This window comes from Halomonas llamarensis (genome assembly GCF_023555005.1).
In the GTDB taxonomy this organism is placed as follows: Bacteria; Pseudomonadota; Gammaproteobacteria; order Pseudomonadales; family Halomonadaceae; genus Vreelandella; species Vreelandella llamarensis.
In genome coordinates this window covers 17,751-33,118 of record NZ_JAMJPJ010000027.1, presented here as the reverse complement: position 1 = coordinate 33,118, position 15,368 = coordinate 17,751, and the positions used below count along the sequence as shown (strand labels likewise).

17 protein-coding genes are annotated in these 15,368 nt (G+C 54.9%); 4 read left to right on the top strand and 13 right to left on the bottom strand.

Annotation, left to right across the window (positions count from 1 at the left end; translation table 11 throughout):
* Positions 1 to 197: 197 nt before the first annotated feature.
* Complete coding sequence (locus M8006_RS13880) at positions 198 to 908, top strand: class I SAM-dependent methyltransferase (RefSeq protein ID WP_250083208.1); 711 nt, start codon at positions 198 to 200, stop codon at positions 906 to 908.
* Between the two features lie 81 nt (positions 909 to 989).
* On the opposite strand, the gene M8006_RS13875 is transcribed toward M8006_RS13880, so the two are convergent.
* On the bottom strand, positions 990 to 2,045 hold the full coding sequence (locus tag M8006_RS13875) for an NAD(P)-dependent alcohol dehydrogenase (RefSeq protein ID WP_250083207.1): 1,056 nt from the start codon (positions 2,043 to 2,045) through the stop codon (positions 990 to 992).
* Positions 2,046 to 2,244: 199 nt separating this feature from the next.
* On the opposite strand from M8006_RS13875, the gene M8006_RS13870 reads away from it, so the two are divergent.
* Positions 2,245 to 3,162: an AraC family transcriptional regulator gene (locus M8006_RS13870; protein WP_250083206.1), complete on the top strand. Its 918-nt coding sequence runs from the start codon at positions 2,245 to 2,247 to the stop codon at positions 3,160 to 3,162.
* Positions 3,163 to 3,256: 94 nt separating this feature from the next.
* On the opposite strand, the gene M8006_RS13865 is transcribed toward M8006_RS13870, so the two are convergent.
* From M8006_RS13865 to M8006_RS13850, 4 genes are all read right to left on the bottom strand, one after another.
* Complete coding sequence (locus M8006_RS13865) at positions 3,257 to 3,610, bottom strand: hypothetical protein (RefSeq protein WP_250083204.1); 354 nt, start codon at positions 3,608 to 3,610, stop codon at positions 3,257 to 3,259.
* A 94-nt stretch (positions 3,611 to 3,704) separates the two neighbouring features.
* Positions 3,705 to 4,067: a ribbon-helix-helix domain-containing protein gene (locus M8006_RS13860; RefSeq protein ID WP_250083203.1), complete on the bottom strand. Its 363-nt coding sequence runs from the start codon at positions 4,065 to 4,067 to the stop codon at positions 3,705 to 3,707.
* Between the two features lie 135 nt (positions 4,068 to 4,202).
* On the bottom strand, positions 4,203 to 4,772 hold the full coding sequence (locus tag M8006_RS13855; RefSeq protein WP_250083202.1) for a DJ-1/PfpI family protein: 570 nt from the start codon (positions 4,770 to 4,772) through the stop codon (positions 4,203 to 4,205).
* A 149-nt stretch (positions 4,773 to 4,921) separates the two neighbouring features.
* On the bottom strand, positions 4,922 to 6,349 hold the full coding sequence (locus M8006_RS13850; RefSeq protein ID WP_250083200.1) for a methyl-accepting chemotaxis protein: 1,428 nt from the start codon (positions 6,347 to 6,349) through the stop codon (positions 4,922 to 4,924).
* A 22-nt stretch (positions 6,350 to 6,371) separates the two neighbouring features.
* Between M8006_RS13850 and M8006_RS13845 the strand changes: the two genes are divergently transcribed.
* Positions 6,372 to 7,121, top strand: coding sequence for an IS5 family transposase (locus M8006_RS13845; RefSeq protein ID WP_250080573.1), 750 nt, complete (start codon positions 6,372 to 6,374; stop codon positions 7,119 to 7,121).
* On the opposite strand, the gene M8006_RS13840 is transcribed toward M8006_RS13845, so the two are convergent.
* Both M8006_RS13840 and M8006_RS13835 read right to left on the bottom strand, forming a co-directional pair.
* A complete protein-coding gene (locus tag M8006_RS13840) occupies positions 7,104 to 7,895 on the bottom strand; it encodes a hypothetical protein (RefSeq protein WP_250083198.1) in 792 nt (263 codons plus the stop codon). The two genes, M8006_RS13845 and M8006_RS13840, sit on opposite strands and share 18 nt — an antisense overlap.
* Before the next feature lie 55 nt (positions 7,896 to 7,950).
* The gene (locus M8006_RS13835) at positions 7,951 to 9,105 is read right to left on the bottom strand and encodes an ABC transporter substrate-binding protein (RefSeq protein WP_250083197.1); all 1,155 of its coding nucleotides are present in this window, start codon (positions 9,103 to 9,105) and stop codon (positions 7,951 to 7,953) included.
* A gap of 121 nt (positions 9,106 to 9,226) precedes the next feature.
* On the opposite strand from M8006_RS13835, the gene M8006_RS13830 reads away from it, so the two are divergent.
* A complete protein-coding gene (locus tag M8006_RS13830; protein WP_347709770.1) occupies positions 9,227 to 9,622 on the top strand; it encodes a DUF1289 domain-containing protein in 396 nt (131 codons plus the stop codon).
* Here M8006_RS13830 and M8006_RS13825 read toward each other — a convergent pair.
* From M8006_RS13825 to M8006_RS13800, 6 genes are all read right to left on the bottom strand, one after another.
* Complete coding sequence (locus tag M8006_RS13825) at positions 9,592 to 10,653, bottom strand: proline racemase family protein (RefSeq protein ID WP_250083196.1); 1,062 nt, start codon at positions 10,651 to 10,653, stop codon at positions 9,592 to 9,594. The genes M8006_RS13830 and M8006_RS13825 overlap by 31 nt on opposite strands.
* On the bottom strand, positions 10,650 to 10,907 hold the full coding sequence (locus M8006_RS13820) for a hypothetical protein (protein WP_250083195.1): 258 nt from the start codon (positions 10,905 to 10,907) through the stop codon (positions 10,650 to 10,652). The genes M8006_RS13825 and M8006_RS13820 overlap by 4 nt, the downstream gene beginning before the upstream one ends.
* A 112-nt stretch (positions 10,908 to 11,019) precedes the next feature.
* The gene (locus tag M8006_RS13815) at positions 11,020 to 11,394 is read right to left on the bottom strand and encodes a DUF2237 family protein (RefSeq protein WP_250083194.1); all 375 of its coding nucleotides are present in this window, start codon (positions 11,392 to 11,394) and stop codon (positions 11,020 to 11,022) included.
* 176 nt (positions 11,395 to 11,570) lie between these two features.
* The gene (locus M8006_RS13810) at positions 11,571 to 12,386 is read right to left on the bottom strand and encodes an EAL domain-containing protein (protein WP_250083192.1); all 816 of its coding nucleotides are present in this window, start codon (positions 12,384 to 12,386) and stop codon (positions 11,571 to 11,573) included.
* Between the two features lie 165 nt (positions 12,387 to 12,551).
* Complete coding sequence (locus M8006_RS13805) at positions 12,552 to 13,763, bottom strand: zinc-binding dehydrogenase (protein ID WP_250083188.1); 1,212 nt, start codon at positions 13,761 to 13,763, stop codon at positions 12,552 to 12,554.
* A 133-nt stretch (positions 13,764 to 13,896) separates the two neighbouring features.
* On the bottom strand, positions 13,897 to 15,348 hold the full coding sequence (locus M8006_RS13800) for a sensor domain-containing diguanylate cyclase (protein ID WP_250083186.1): 1,452 nt from the start codon (positions 15,346 to 15,348) through the stop codon (positions 13,897 to 13,899).
* Between the last annotated feature and the right edge of the window lie 20 nt (positions 15,349 to 15,368).

Here is a 15,368-nt window from a genome sequence, read left to right as displayed (position 1 = left end):
AAGGCTAATCACGCGTTTTATTTCCAGCCTAGCAGTTAAGCATTAAGACAAACAAAACGCTGTCATAGCGATTGCCTATCATCTCTTTCTCAAAGCATGGAGGCGCTTAGCCTCCGTGAGGTTTCGGGTACGGTGTGATCGCACTATACTGGAGGGATTAACCACCATTACCGCGCTGGTCGCGCCAAGGGACCCCCATGACACTATCTTCTCAAGCCACGTACGGCCAAGAGGCGCTTGACCTGTTGGCCCCTCAATCCGGCGAGCGTATTTTGATGTTGGGCTGCGGCGATGGTGTACTGATCGAGCAATTAGCCAAGCGCGGGGTTGAGGTCGTGGGGGTCGATACCGCAAAAGAGCGGGTTGCCGTTGCACAAGAGCTCGTCGTGGATGCCCGCGTGATGGATGCCTATCAAATGACCTTCGATCATGATTTTGATGCGGTATTTAGTTACGGCTTTCTGCACTGGATGCTTGACCCGCAAGCGGTATTGGCCGGCGTCAAGCGGGCGCTAAAACCTAACGGGCGTTTTGTGGCCGAGTTTGGTGGACATGGCAATACGGCAGCGATCTGCACGGCACTGATCGCTGCGCTGCAGTTTCGTGGCATTAGCACTTATGGGCGCTACCCGTGGTATTTCCCCACGCCGGATGAGTATCGGCATGTATTGGAAACCGTAGGATTTAAGGTCAAGAGCATTGCACTAGAGCCTGCCCCGAAGATTTTGCCCCCGGGGATGGAACGTTGGCTGACGCAGTTTGCCAAGCCGTTTTTGCACGGCCTTGATGAAGATCTGCGCTTTACGATTATCGATAACGCACTCCTGACCTTGGGCTACACGCTACACGATGGCTATAACAACTGGACGGCGGATTACGTCTATCTCAGAGTTAGCGCATACCTTTAAAGTTTGTGACTAAAGCTCCCAAGTAAAGACGCCACCGCGGGCATTCCCCCGGTGGCAGGTTTTGTGGCATCTACCTCGTCGCTACGCGTTTTTCAGCGACTTCATATCGATAACAAAACGGTAGTGCACGTCGCCTTTTTTCATACGTTCAAACGCCTCATTGATGTTCTGCATATCAATCATTTCCACATCACAGGTGATGTTGTGCTCGGCGCAGAAATCTAAAAGCTCTTGCGTCTCGGCGATACCGCCAATCAGTGAACCGGCCAAGACACGGCGCTTAAAGATCAGATTGGCCCCTTGAACAGCCGGTTCGATGGGGTCCATTAACCCGACCATGATGTGGGTGCCATCGTATTTGAGCGTTGCAAGGTAAGGGTTGACATCGTGCTGTACCGGCACGGTATCGAGCATGAAATCGTAAGTTTCCGCCACCGCTTGCATTTGCGCCTCATCGGATGAGACCACGACGTGATCCGCCCCATGGCGCTTGGCTTCTTCGACTTTGGCGTCAGAACGGGTAAATACCGTAACTTCTGCACCGAGCGCTTTGGCCAATTTTACGCCCATGTGGCCAAGGCCGCCCATGCCGATAACGCCCACTTTATGGCCTTTTTTCACGCCATAGTGGCGAAGCGGCGAATACGTGGTGATACCAGCACAAAGGATCGGTGCGGCAGAAGGCAGATCAATGCCTTCCGGCATGGTAAGCACAAAGCGTTCGCTGACCACGATCGATTCCGCATAGCCGCCTTGGGTCATCGTGCCGTCTTGGCGATCATCGCTACCATAGGTCATGGTGAAACCGTTTAAGCAATATTGCTCGACATCATCCTGGCAGGCTGAGCAGGTGCGGCAAGAGTCGACCATACAGCCGACGCCAACGACATCGCCAGCCTTAAAGCGCGTGACATCATTACCTACGCTGGTCACTCGACCCACGATCTCATGACCGGGCACGATCGGGTAGCGCGTCAACCCCCAATCATTTTTGGCAAAGTGCAGATCGCTGTGGCATACGCCGCAGTAAAGAATCTCGATCGCGACATCATCGGGGCGCGGAGCGCGGCGATCAATCGTTAACGGTTCAAGCGGCTGATCGTCGGCGTAGGCTGCATAGGCGTTAGCTTGGCTCATCGAATAAAGCTCCTTTTTCAGTGATCCCCCTCAATAACGGGGATGGACACCCATTATTAACCTAATGAGCCTCGATAGCGATAAACGAAGCTACGAAACTTTTGCATTATCCTCCATATAATGGCTATAAAATAACAAAAATTGGGACAAAACCTGTCACAATTAACGTATCTACTGGAAGTTTAATGATGAGGCAACTATGTCGGGCGACGTCTTCAACCCTAGCATGTGTATAGATGGCGTGAACCGTACACTGGCGGAGTTGATTACCCCGCTAGTGGAACGACAAGGTATAACCCCTACCGCCCTTGGCGGTGTTACTCTGCTGAGCCTTGACCACCACCGGGCTCGAACGCCACTGCTTTACCAACCTAGCTTAATTATCATCGCCCAGGGGCGGAAGATAGGCTATTTGGGCGATAGGGAAATTTACTACGACCCCGGCCACTATTTGGTACAAACCTTGCCGATGCCGTTTGAGTGTGAAACCTATGGTTCCCCAGAAGCCCCTTTACTGGGAGTTTCCATACAATTAGAGCCAGCACTGCTAAGCGAAATGGTGACCACGATGGGGGATGCGCCCGGCGATCATCTCACTACGATACCCATGGCATCCGTTGCAATGAATAGCGGCATGCACGCTGCGGTGGGGCGACTCGTGAGCGCACTCCACCATCCGACTGAACGTGCTGCGATGGGTAAGGCACGCATTCGCGATGTCGTATTTGAGGCATTAAAAGGAGATCAAGGCCCAGCACTCAGAGCCCTGGTGCGAGGCCACGGTCACTATGCGCGTATTGTGCAGGTATTGTCGTCGCTGCATCGCCACTTCGCCAACGATTACAGCGTTGAGCAGCTAGCCCAGCAGGCCCACATGAGCTCTTCGACGTTTCATCAGCACTTTAAACAAATCACTCGCGCATCGCCGGCGCAATACATCAAGCAGCTGCGGCTGATTAAAGCGCAGCAATTGCTGCTACAAAATGATCATAACGTCAGCCAAGCGGCGCAAGCGGTAGGCTACCGCAACGTGCCGCAATTCAGTCGCGACTATAAGCGCTATTTTGGCGACACGCCGTTGCAGCATCGTCGTCAAGAACAGGCCATTCGATATTAAACCCCATCACACTCTGATATTGCCTACCAACAGAACCTGTCAAAAGCACCTGTAAACAGCACCTTTCAATAATACCTGTCAATAGCACCACCCATTAGTACCTATACTTAAGCGCCCGCTCACGCTCCTCAATATATAACATTTTATGTTGGCAGGTATCGGCGGGGAAACGGCCCAGGGCGACCGCCCGTTCGAAAAAACCGGCGGCAGGCAGATCATCACCTCGGCGGCTCACCACCAGCGCGGCGATCATCGGTCGCTCGGCGGCAACATCCTCCGCCATGAGCTGTTCAAGCGCCTGGGCAACGCGCTGAATAGTGCGCGGTGGCGCAAGCCCAAGCGCTTGGGCCACTTGCTGATAGGTCATGGGCAATGCATCATCCGGGCTCTTCGCCAATAGCGCGCGCACCTGGGTGGCAATATCCGGGATCGTGTCGCCTTGCGTCATTGTGGTTACGTTCTCATATAAAGAAAATAGGCATCAACGCACTCTGATATGGAACGGTTGCTTGACCGTCTAAGTGAGCGGCTAGAATAGCCAGTCAGTGTACCTGTTTGGCATGCGTAGTGGTTTCTTTGCAAAGGATGTGCTCGGCATCTAACGGCCCAATCGGTACATCGACGCTGAGCGGTATGTCACCGCTTAGCTGTAAGGCTTGGTAGCGAAGCGCACACACGCGTAAAAACGACGTGAAGTTGCCCAAATCGTGCCCGGCATCGATAGATTCATGATATAGCCGGGTAATCATTTGGGCGGTATTCATACCGTCACGCTGCGCAATCTCTTCCAGCAGACGCCAAAAGTAATTTTCCATGCGCACGCTAGTCACCATTCCATCAATACGCAGTGAATGCGTAGCGCTACGCCACAGTTCCGGGTCGGCTTGAATAAAGAGTTTACACATGGGCGTTATCTCTTGACGTTGACCTAGTAATGCCTACAAGAACTATTAGCTCGCAGCAATTACCAGCATAGCGGACATGATCGCGGTACGCCCAGCGAGTGCTGGGCGCGAGGGTCGTCATTAATGCGGAGGGAATTACTTCTCAAGCAGCACCATAAACTGCGCAAGCCAGGCAGGATGCGCCGGCCACGCAGGGGCGGTGACCAAGTTACCGTCGGTTACCGCATCGGTCACTTCCAAGTTGGCGAAGCGGCCCCCGGCAAGTTCTACCTCGGGCTGGCAGGCCGGATAAGCGGAGCACTGCTTGCCTTCCAGCACTTTTGCGGCGGCTAATAGCTGTGCGCCGTGACAGATCGCCGCCACGGGCTTGTTGGTCTCGAAAAAGTGCTGAACCAGGGTTAGCACTTCTTTGTTTAAGCGAAGATACTCAGGCGCACGGCCACCGGGCACCACCAACGCATCGTAATCCGCCGGGTTTATCTCGGCAAATATCGCGTTGAGGGCAAACCGATGCCCAGGTTTTTCAGTGTAAGTTTGGTCGCCCTCAAAATCATGGATCGCCGTCGCCACACTGTCGCCCGCCTGCTTATCAGGGCATACCGCGTCTACTTGGTGACCCACCGCCATCAGCGCCTGAAAAGGCACCATGGTTTCGTAATCTTCGGTGAAGTCGCCGGTAATCATTAAAATGCGCTTGCTGCTCATCTCGAGTCTCCTTGTTATTGTACCAACAACAATTGATTGCCCACGCTGACTGCGTGTGAACTAAGCGTAGCAAGTGCTAACAAAAGACGGGTAGTAGGCGATTACTACACCCGCCACGACATTTGCGTGGTGGCGGGTGCACTCGCCGACTAGCTAAGTCGCGGTGCGGCTTTTTGCTCCGGTAACGCCAGATGGCGCTGACCGGCGTCTTCGCCGACCGTAAAACGGCTTACCAGCAAGTTCATATCGCTGGCACGCTCGTCGAGGGTCTGACTCTCGGTGGAAGCTTCCTGCACCAGATGCGCGTTTTGGTGTGTGACCTGATCCAGTTGGGCGATCGCTTGGTTGATTTGCTCAATACCTGAGGACTGTTCGTGGGTCGCCTGGGCGATTTCCGTCACGTAACGCGTGACTTCGGTCAGACTGTCCACGATTTCTTGCAGATGCGTACTTGAAGCATTCACCAAGTGCTCACCTTCGCTCACTTTGGCTACGCTGTCGTCCACTAAGTGTCGAATTTGCTCGGCTTCTTCCGCACTCCTGCCTGCTAGTTTACGTACTTCCTGGGCAACCACAGCAAAACCACGGCCCTGCTCACCGGCTCGCGCGGCTTCCACCGATGCATTGAGCGCTAGCAAGTTGGTTTGGAAAGCAATGTCGTCAATGGCTTTAACAATGCTGGTAATTTTCACGCTGGCTTCGCGTATATCACCCATGGCTTGCGTGGTGCGTTGGGCTACATCCCCCGCTGAACGGGCACGCTGGTCAACGCTGCTACTCGCGCCTTTGGCATGGTCAGCGTAGTCGGCGGTTTGCTTCACAGTGGCGGTTATCTGCTCAAGGCTTGAGGCAGTTTCCGCCAGTGAAGACGCCTGCTGGTCGGTACGCTGGGAAAGGTTTTCGTTACCCGATGCAATTTGACGGCTGCTAGCGTCAATCGCCTCGGCGCTTTGACGAATTTGCGCTACCATGCCTTCAAAGGTATCCATCATTCGATTAAACGCCTGGGCGGTTTGACCGACTTCGTCATTACGCTGCAGGTCAATGCGCATCGATAAGTCGGCATTTTCGCCGCCGGCACCGCTGATACTTTCCATTTGTTGACGCATCGTCAGTAGCGGCCCTAATACCCGCACCATGGTGCGCCAGCCAAAGACCGCCAACAGCGCAACGACCACCAGTGTTACTACAATCAATAGCGTGCGGCCTGCATTTGCCAGCATTTCGGCCTGTTCAGCCGCGCCATCAGCCTGTGCAACGGCATACGCTTCTACATCGGTTAAAGCATCGCCCATTCGCGACATCGCCTGACTTACGTTTGCCAGTTCGCCCAGAACTTGAGCCTGGCGATCCAACTGCTGCTGGCGCAAGGTATAGACCGAGTTATCATCGGTGATCATTAACCCTTCCAGTTCAACGATGATATCGTCCAGCCCGTTAACCAGCGCTAACCGCTCGGTATCGGTGCTTCGCGAACGCGTAATCCCCGCCAGCGACTGACGCGCTAGGGCGTGTTGACGTTTGATCGAAGATGATTTGGCAGGATAGGGGCAAGCTCGCAGAATAGAGGTTCTCACGCCAACAAACTGCGAGCTTGCGATGCCCCGACAAATGCTCACGGATGAACACTGGTCGAAGCTGAAACCTATCCTGCTTCAACAAGGTATCTATGACAAGGCCAACCTGCGCATCACTGTGGAAGGCATCCTTTACCGGATGCGCACTGGCTGCCAGTGGCGGGACCTGCCAGAGGCGTTTGGGTCCTGGAATACGGTCTACAAGCGCTTCAACGCCTGGTCATCGGCTGGAAAGCTGATGGCGGTTTTCAACATGCTGGTCGAGGATCCGGATGTCGAGTGGCTATTCATTGATGGCTCTTACGTCAAGGCGCACCAGGACAGTACAGGGGCTGCCACAGAAGAGTCAGAAGCCATTGGCAAAAGTCGTGCAGGCAACACCAGCAAAATTCATCTGGCCGTTGACGCTTATGGCCTTCCCAATTCCTTCAGGATAACGGGCGGTGAGGTACACGACAGCACAGAAGCCCAGGCATTGATTGACGACTTGCCGACGGGGGAGGCGCTAGTGGCTGACAAGGGCTATGACAGCGAGCGTATCCGTGAGCAGGTTGAGGCGAAAGGCATGGAGGCCGTAATTCCACGTAGGCGCAACTCGAAAAAGGGAAATGCCAGTCTGGACAGAGGTTTATATCGCTATCGGCATCTCGTCGAGAATGCCTTTGCCCGTTTAAAATCGTATCGCGCCATAGCGACGCGCTACGATAAACTGAAGCGAAACTACGAAAGCATGGTGGCTTTGGCGTGCGGTTTTTTATGGCTCCCAATGTGAAACGTCAACAGGCCCTAAGCTAATTTGCTGGGAAATTTGGTTATGACGTAAGTTAACCAGCTGATCATCGCTTTCCACCTGCATTAGGCGACGACCCAGGTCGGCTAACATCGCCACCGCCGTGCGTACTTCACTGCTGAGCCGGGTGATATCCGCGTCATTACTAAACACGCTATCCAACAGCCCGGTCGGCAAGGTAGTCATGCCGTCTTCACGCCAGGCAGTGATTTGGTCTTCAAGCGCGCGTTGCTCGCGTACTTGAACCAGTGCCGTTCGCCCGGCGATATCCCCAGCACTGCGCATTACTTCGCTGATCAACGCTTGCATGTCAGCCAACCGCTCTGTCATGCGAGCCTGCAGCGCTAGCTCTTCCTGGCGAACGTTTTCCAAAGCAGTGTCGCTATCGAGTAGAGTTTGATAGTGCCCGTCCAGGGCCGACAGCTGGTCTGACTGGGTTTCAGCATCGTCTGACGCCAGCGCGTCGCGGGCCTTGGTAAAGCGCTCATTCAAGGTTTCACGGGGAATAACGTTGGTCAGCTCGGCGGTGCTTTCGGCCGCCAGTAAATCGGCATGCCGCTGGCCAAAGGCGCCCATCGTCGAGACCATTTCACGGCTGGCATTTTGCAGTGGCATCACGTCATTGGTGATATAGCGCTGGGAGTCGATCAAACGTTGATTGGTGATCCAACCCGTGACCGCCAGCACCACAGCACCAATAACCGCGGCCAGAAATAAGCCAATCAACATGGCACGTAAACTGAGTGTTTTTTTCATTAGCCTACTTCGCTTGTGTCAGGGGTAAATTACGCATCAGCAGTAGATGAACGCTTTAGCGCAGCAGTGTTGACCACCCGACTAACTCAAATTTTCCGTCGACGATGATCGTCGGCCAAACGCTGTCACTCGCCTGGTGATCGTTAGGCCCCAGGTGCAGCGGCTCTTCCAGGCCAATATCTACCTCACCCAGCCCTAGCAGGCCGTCGACAATGGCATCACGGTCGGGTGAATGACCGGCGGCTTTTACGCCTTCCACAAATAACCTAGCCGCCAGGTACCCTTCCAGTGAGACAAAGTCGGGCTGACTGCCGTCACCGTATGTCTGCAATGCTTGTCGATAGGATTCGACCGCCGGTAGGTCCGCATCCAAGGGCGGCACCACCTGGGTCACCATCACGCCCTCAGCCAGCTCACCCAGCTCGTTCAGCAGCGCTTGGCTGCCCACAAAGGAAACATTGAGGAACATCGCATCGGGCAGGTCGTTGCGGGCTTCACGAATAAAGTCAGCGGCGGGGCCGTAAGTGCCGACAATAATCACCGCTTTAGGTGTTTTAGCCGCTTGCAGGATGGTGGCTAACCCCTGGTGAATATTGCGGGTTCCCCGAGAAAAGCGGCCGTGGGCCAGATTATCAATACCGGTAAACCCTTGTGCCTCTAAGGCTTGTTTTGCCCCGTTGTAGCCCGCATCACCAAAGCTATCATTTTGGGTAAAAAAGGCGATTTCATCCGGCGCAACGCCAGCCTCCATCAGGCCATTAACCATTGCGGCGGTTTCTTGCACATAGCTTGCGCGATAGTTGATGACATATCGATCAGGGGGAGATTGGCGCAACACCCCTGCGCCGGTGAAGGCACCGTATAACAGGGTTTCCGCTTCGTTGTGGATCGGTATGGTAACCGTAGCGGTGGGCGTACCCACGTTACCAATCGCGGCTAGGATGTCATCGTTATTGACCACTTCGCGGGTATGGCGGGCGGCACTTAGAGGACTGTACTGGTCGTCAAACGCGGTGAGGGATAATGTTTCACCATTCACTCCGCCCGCTGCATTGACCTCGGCAAAATAGCTATCAATGCCTTTTTTCATGCCTTGTCCGAGAGAAGCTGCCGCCCCGCTGTCTGGGGCTACAATGGCAAAATTCAACTCTGCCTGGGCGGCCGGAACCCACACCATACTCGCCAGTAACGCTATCCAAAATCGTCGCATTGTCCCTCCTTAATTTGTTTGCCAGATTTGTTGCCAAGCACCGCTTATGTAAGCGCTTTTTTTAGAAACGGCACCGCAGAGATACGAAAACGCCACGCTGTTTTTCAGCGTGGCTGATCGTATGACGGTACTATCGACCGCCAGCTACAAAAATAAAGTAAAAATATTCTTAATTAATAAATATGAATATTACCGAGGTATGTCGTCTATCGGTTGGGAAACGGACGGAAGATTTAAGCGGGGAGCTGTTATGCTAAGCACTGAACGCGGCTTTCGCGACTCCCCTTTCACATCTAAGAGGTTGACGATACCAGTGACTTCATTGCTTTCTACTCGTCCACTGTCACCGTGCATACAGATATGCCACATCGATCAGGCTGCGAAAACCTGCGAAGGCTGCGGGCGCACGTTAGACGAGATTGCTGGCTGGGGCCATATGACCGAGACCGAAAAGGCCCCGGTCTGGGCACGATTAGAAGCGCAGGGCTACTGGCCACCCAGTGGAAGGAAGGCGTGACGGTCGCTTAGGATGTGATGAAGATTGCCGCAGTAGACCAGCGGGTCATCGCAATTGATGACGATATCGGATTTCGCCAGCACGTAGCTGCGCCCGGTGATGTTATTTTCCACCACCTGGTAATCCCCTTCTGTATGGGTGCCGGTAAAAGTGCCGATAAAGCCGGTTTCGCGTAGCGAGACGGTTTCCAACTTGTCGCCAAGCTGCAGCCGCCCTTCATAATTCATCAAGGCCAGCCGTGCCGAGGTACCGGTGCCGGTGGTGCTGCGGCAGATAACACCGGGGTGAACGTAGGTGGTGGAGCGCGAACGCACGTAGCCTTCGGCGATGCGCGTTTCTGGCCCCATAAAGTGCAGAAACGGCAACGGCCCGACATCACCCAAGGTGTAGTGGGAAAACCCGCGTTCGGCTTTGATCGCCTCGACAATTTTGTGCGCGCAGTCGGCCAGCGCGCGCTCCTCCTCGCAGACCAGCTTGAAGCCTAACGCCTCGGCCTCGACCAGCGCATAAAAGCCGCCACTGTAGGCGATGGAATAGGTGACTTCGCCAATATCGGGTACGTTGATGGTAGCGCGGTACGTATCAATGTAGCTGGGCAGCCCTTCGCAGGTCACCGCCTCCACTACGCCGTTTTTTACCGTCGCTTCGATATTCACCAGCCCAGCCGGTGCTTCGAGCTTAAAGTGCTGCACACCCTCTTGTTTCGCCACGATGCCACTTTCCAGCACGGCGGTGGCGGTACATAACGTGTTGGAGCCGGAGTAAATGGGATAGCCCATGACTTCCATAATGATGTAGCCCGCGACCGCCTCGGGATGGGTGGCGGGCACCAGCAAATCCACCGACATTTCCGCAATGCCGTAAGGCTCGTTCAGCAGCAGCTCGCGCAGGCCATCGGCGTCGTCGCGCAGGTACTCCATTTGCTCGCGAACCGTCGCGCCCGGCAGCAAATCGATACCGCCGGTGACAATCCGGCTCACGTCGCCGCCCGCGTGGGTATCCAACAGTTGGATGATATGTGTGGTATTCATGCGCGGCTCACTGACTCGTTAGAGGTATTAAGGGCAAACGGTGCGCCGCCGGTTGCCTTAAGCACACGGTCCACGAACGTTGGCAAATCGTCGCGATCAATCACCGCCTCAGCGCCAAGCTCAAGCAGCGCATCGCCCGGCCCGGGCGTTGGCACGAGCACGTCGTCGCGGTACTCAAGTTTTTCAATGCCACCGTGCCCGGTCAGTACCATAGCGGCCATGCGAGTGGGCAGGTTAGCGGTGTTATCTACCATGGCTGACTCCTTTTCAAGGCGTTATTTGTCGTTCACAGAGCGCGAAGAATTCGCACTATTGCGATCCCAGGGGCATAGAAGTCGTAAGATTGCGCGGTGTCTAAGAAGGTCACTAGCGAATAGCATCCAGGGCATGTTGTTGGAGTTGATTCAAGGGAATAGCGTCCAATGCTTTTTCGTGAGTAGCGGATAAAATGACCGGCGGTGCCAGACCAACAACGGCAGCTTCTTTCCAGCGACTGGCACACAAACACCACCGGTCGCCAGGTTTAAGGCCCGGAAATCCAAATTCCGGGTGGGGGGTCACCAAGTCATTGCCCTGAGCAGAGGAGAACGCCAGAAACTCCTCGGTCACCATAGCGCATACGGCATGGACCCCATGATCATTAGGGCCTACCCGGCAAAAACCATCGCGGTAAAATCCGGTAACAGGGTCATGGCAGCAAGGGGTTAACGGCTCACCCAACACATTACGATCTCGTGACATCTTATCGGCTCCTTACAAGCAATGGTTCGGACAATTTCATGACGCAATAGCGCCGTAGTGGAACATTATTGGCATCTTGTCTCGCCCTTCCAGGATTTCGCGGTTAAAACGTACGCAGTCATCACGACAGGAAACGTGAACGGCAGCGGCCTGTATGGTGCCCGTGTCGTTACGAATCAATGCATCTCAGGATAATCCGTTAATGATTGACGGGCAGCAGGCGCTTGATGAACGGCTTCAAACGCGTCTTGAAGATCCCTGACGATATGCTCAAAGGCTGGTCTTGCATAGAAAAAACCTTGCTGTAAATGGATACCTGCGTCCATCAGCCAGCGCGCTTCCGTGACGGTTTCGACACCTTCGGCAATTAGTGTCATACCAAGACAACGCCCCAGGTATACCAGCGCTGTTAAAAGCGATTGGCGCCGGCGATCGTGGTCACAGTTCATGACCAGTTCGCGATCAATCTTGAGTTTGTTAGGCGATAACGTGGTCAGTAGGTCCAGATTGGCATAGCCACTGCCGAAATCATCCAGCGCGACGGTGAAGCCCATCTCTTTATAAGTATCGACAATATTTTTGATGTGTTGGCGATCACGCACCTTCTCGGTTTCTGTGATCTCAAAAATCAGTTGATCCATTGGCCAACCCACACGCTCAGACACATCCAGCGTTGCCTTGATACATGCTTCAGGTTCATAAACCGCATTGGGTAAAAAGTTAATGGACAACGGCCGGTCCATCCCCAGCTGACTGGCGAGCTCGATGGCTTTGACGCGACAGGCCTGATCAAAGCGATAAAGCAACTCATCGGTTACTTGGTTAAGAATAAAAAAGGCGGATTCATCATTCATGCCCCGTACCAGTGCTTCATAGGCATAGATGTCTTGACGGACAACGTCGACAATCGGCTGAAAAGCCATCGAGAATTCAAACGGTGTGCCGCCACTGCAATACGCGCACTGTCCATCAGTACCACCGCAATTCTGCATGATTCGTTCCTTATTGGATGGACTGGCGTCTTTGTCTTGGTCACGCCGTCAGAGCGGCCGTTTTACGCACAGAAAATCCAGCCGTGAGAAAATTCAGCCACTCGGCGTGCATCTTTATTCTTGCGCTGCGATTTTCACTTGCGCTTTGCCCGCGTGTTTGGCTTCTTACATGGTCACGTCAGCGCGCTTTAACCGGCATCTCACTGACTCGTTAGAGGTATTAAGGGCAAACGGGGCGCCGTGGGTATCCCACTGGCTGTCCGGGACGATCACGATTTTACCCAGGTAGTTGCTGTCGCGATTGACGAAGTAACGTTCGGCGGCGTGCAGCTCGGAAAGTTTGAATGCCGCGTGCAGTACCGGTTTAAGATCACCGCGGCGAATCCACGCCATCAGCTGGTCGGCCTCTTCGCGGGTACCGTGGGAAACGCCGAAAATCTGCACCTGATAGAGGTAAATTCGTGTCCACATCATCTCGCTGACGTTGCCGCCGCTGGCCCCGGCAATCGATAGGCGCGGGTAGGTGGTGCGCGCTTTCATATCCTGGATCATGGTGTCGATAAACAGATGCGTCATCTCACCGCCGACCAAGTCCATCACCGCGTCAATCGGCGCGCCGCCGGTTGCCTTAAGCACACGGTCCACGAACGTTGGCAAATCGCCGCGATCAATCACCGCCTCAGCGCCAAGCTCAAGCAGCGCATCGGCTTTATCGGGCTGACTCACCGCGTAAGGAATAGCCCCGACCACACGGCATAGCTGAATCAACGCCGTGCCTACGCCGCCGCTAGCACCACTCACCAGTACGCGCTCGCCGCTGCTCACCTTGGCGGCAGTCATCATATGGTAGGCGGTCTGGTAGGAGCACATGCCCATGGCGGCAAGTTCGGCGTCGCTGAGTTCAGGACTGGGAATGGCATAAAACTGATCCGCTGGCAGCGCAACGTACTCGGCAAAGCCGCCATCCGCGCCGTGGCCGTAGTAATCCGGTGTTAGGTTAATATCGCGGCGTGCATCCGCGTAGAGATTGAAATCCAACAGGCCGCGCTCGCCTAAGTGCGAGGGGGTAACGCCCTCGCCCAAGGCGACCACATGCCCGGCGATATCCGCCCCTTGAATGCGCGGAAACGTCAGCGTCGGCTCGCCGCCCATGGCAAACGAGGTTACATCCTGTTTATCTTTGGTCGGGTAAAGCCCTTCGCGCGCCTTTCGATCGGTGTTGTTCTTAGCGGTGGCGGTCACTTGCACCAGCACCTCGCCCGGCCCTGGCGTTGGGACGGGCACGTCGTCGTGGTACTCGAGTTTTTCAATGCCACCGTGCCCGGTCAGTACCATAGCGGCCATGCGAGTGGGCAGGTTAGCGGTGTTATCTGCCATGGCTGACTCCTCTTCGTTGTCGATAATCAGATCACGACGATAACAAACTTTCGCGGCATCGCCATGGGGCTAACAAGAGGCGCCGCGCGGTACGTTAAGGAGATTGGCGCAAAGCGTGGCACCTGCCTCATGTTTACTCTTGCTGTGCGATTTTCACTTGCGCTTTGCCCGCGTGTTTGGCGTCGTACATGGTCACGTCAGCGCGCTTTAACAGCTCTTGCGCCGTTTCTTCGCACACTGGCCTGTAGATTGCCACGCCGATGCTGGTACTGACATAAAGCGACAATTCTCCCACCCGGATCGGCGCTTCAATAGTATGAATCAGCTTTTCGCCAAGCCCCTGCATGGCGTCGGGTGACATCCCTTCTAATACCATCACAAACTCATCACCCGCCCAGCGCGCGACATAGTCGGTTTCGCGCACGCTGTGGCGCAAGCGTTTCCCAATTTCACGCAGCAGTTCATCGCCCACGGCGTGGCCGTACTCATCATTCACGGCCTTAAACCCATCCAGGTCTAAAAACAACACTGCGAGCGGCTGTTTAAGCCGCCGCGCTCTGGCCATCGCATCGAACAACCGCTCGTCTAGCGCACGGCGATTGGGTAGCAGAGTGAGCGCATCTTCCCGCGCCTCTCGGTCGCGCAGCTGCTCTAGCTGACGGCGCTCGGCAATGTCGTGGACAAAGAGGCTATAGCGATGTTTGCCCTCAACGCATAGCGACTTGACGCGCACTTCAACCGGCATCTCACGACCATCACGGCGACAAGTATTAACTTCGATGGTCGTCGTGTCGTCGTATTCAGGTACACCATGAGGAAAAATCAACGCTTGCAGTAGTTGGCCTAGCGCCTCTTGGCGCGTCCAGCCAAACATCGCCGCCGCCGCACGGTTCCAATCCAGCACACGGTGATTGTCATCCACGCTGATATAGGCGTCATACGCCGCTTCAATCACTAGATTCAGCTCGCGGGTGCGTCGCTCGATCTGTTCTTCGAGGCTTTTGTGAAGTGCGTCGAGTTCGCGTTGTGATGCTGCGCGGCGCTGCTGCTCGCGAGTCAAATGCTCACGCAGGCAAATCTCATCATTCAAGATGGCGGTCAAGTCTTTCAGTGCGGAGAGCTCGTCCTCGTGTAAGTAACGCGGCTGCGTATCCATGGCACAAAGCGAACCGATCGCATAGTCTTCCGACGTAAGCAGTGGTATGCCAGCGTAAAAGCGTATGCCGTTGTCACAGTCAACCAACGGATTGGCACTAAAGCGTGGGTCTTGGCGGGCATCCTCTACCACCAATGGGGCGCCCTCGGCGATGGTGTGCGAACAAAACGCGACGCTTCGCGGTGTTTCGCGGGTGGTAAAGCCCACGCGCGACTTGATCCACTGACGGTCGGCATCGATCAACGTCACGATCGCTGTCGGAATGTCAAGCAGCCGGGTAACCAGCCGCGTGACCCGGTCGAACACCGGGTCATCGGGGGTATCCAGCAACTTAAGCTGGTGTAGCGCAGCCAAACGCTGGGCTTCATTTTTAGGTACGGGGTAATCAAGCATAGAAGCGACGAACACGCTGTTATTTTCTGCCAGCATAACGCGTTAGACGCCTCACT

Bases quoted from the DNA above. Each gene is read 5' to 3' on its own strand.
- M8006_RS13880 (WP_250083208.1), top strand. From the start codon at position 198: ATGACACTATCTTCTCAAGCCACGTACGGCCAAGAGGCGCTTGACCTG.
- M8006_RS13875 (WP_250083207.1), bottom strand. From the start codon at position 2,045: ATGAGCCAAGCTAACGCCTATGCAGCCTACGCCGACGATCAGCCGCTT.
- M8006_RS13870 (WP_250083206.1), top strand. From the start codon at position 2,245: ATGTCGGGCGACGTCTTCAACCCTAGCATGTGTATAGATGGCGTGAAC.
- M8006_RS13865 (WP_250083204.1), bottom strand. From the start codon at position 3,610: ATGACGCAAGGCGACACGATCCCGGATATTGCCACCCAGGTGCGCGCG.
- M8006_RS13860 (WP_250083203.1), bottom strand. From the start codon at position 4,067: ATGTGTAAACTCTTTATTCAAGCCGACCCGGAACTGTGGCGTAGCGCT.
- M8006_RS13855 (WP_250083202.1), bottom strand. From the start codon at position 4,772: ATGAGCAGCAAGCGCATTTTAATGATTACCGGCGACTTCACCGAAGAT.
- M8006_RS13845 (WP_250080573.1), top strand. From the start codon at position 6,372: ATGCCCCGACAAATGCTCACGGATGAACACTGGTCGAAGCTGAAACCT.
- M8006_RS13840 (WP_250083198.1), bottom strand. From the start codon at position 7,895: ATGAAAAAAACACTCAGTTTACGTGCCATGTTGATTGGCTTATTTCTG.
- M8006_RS13835 (WP_250083197.1), bottom strand. From the start codon at position 9,105: ATGCGACGATTTTGGATAGCGTTACTGGCGAGTATGGTGTGGGTTCCG.
- M8006_RS13830 (WP_347709770.1), top strand. From the start codon at position 9,227: ATGACGGTACTATCGACCGCCAGCTACAAAAATAAAGTAAAAATATTC.
- M8006_RS13825 (WP_250083196.1), bottom strand. From the start codon at position 10,653: ATGAATACCACACATATCATCCAACTGTTGGATACCCACGCGGGCGGC.
- M8006_RS13820 (WP_250083195.1), bottom strand. From the start codon at position 10,907: ATGGTAGATAACACCGCTAACCTGCCCACTCGCATGGCCGCTATGGTA.
- M8006_RS13815 (WP_250083194.1), bottom strand. From the start codon at position 11,394: ATGTCACGAGATCGTAATGTGTTGGGTGAGCCGTTAACCCCTTGCTGC.
- M8006_RS13810 (WP_250083192.1), bottom strand. From the start codon at position 12,386: ATGCAGAATTGCGGTGGTACTGATGGACAGTGCGCGTATTGCAGTGGC.
- M8006_RS13805 (WP_250083188.1), bottom strand. From the start codon at position 13,763: ATGGCAGATAACACCGCTAACCTGCCCACTCGCATGGCCGCTATGGTA.
- M8006_RS13800 (WP_250083186.1), bottom strand. From the start codon at position 15,348: ATGCTGGCAGAAAATAACAGCGTGTTCGTCGCTTCTATGCTTGATTAC.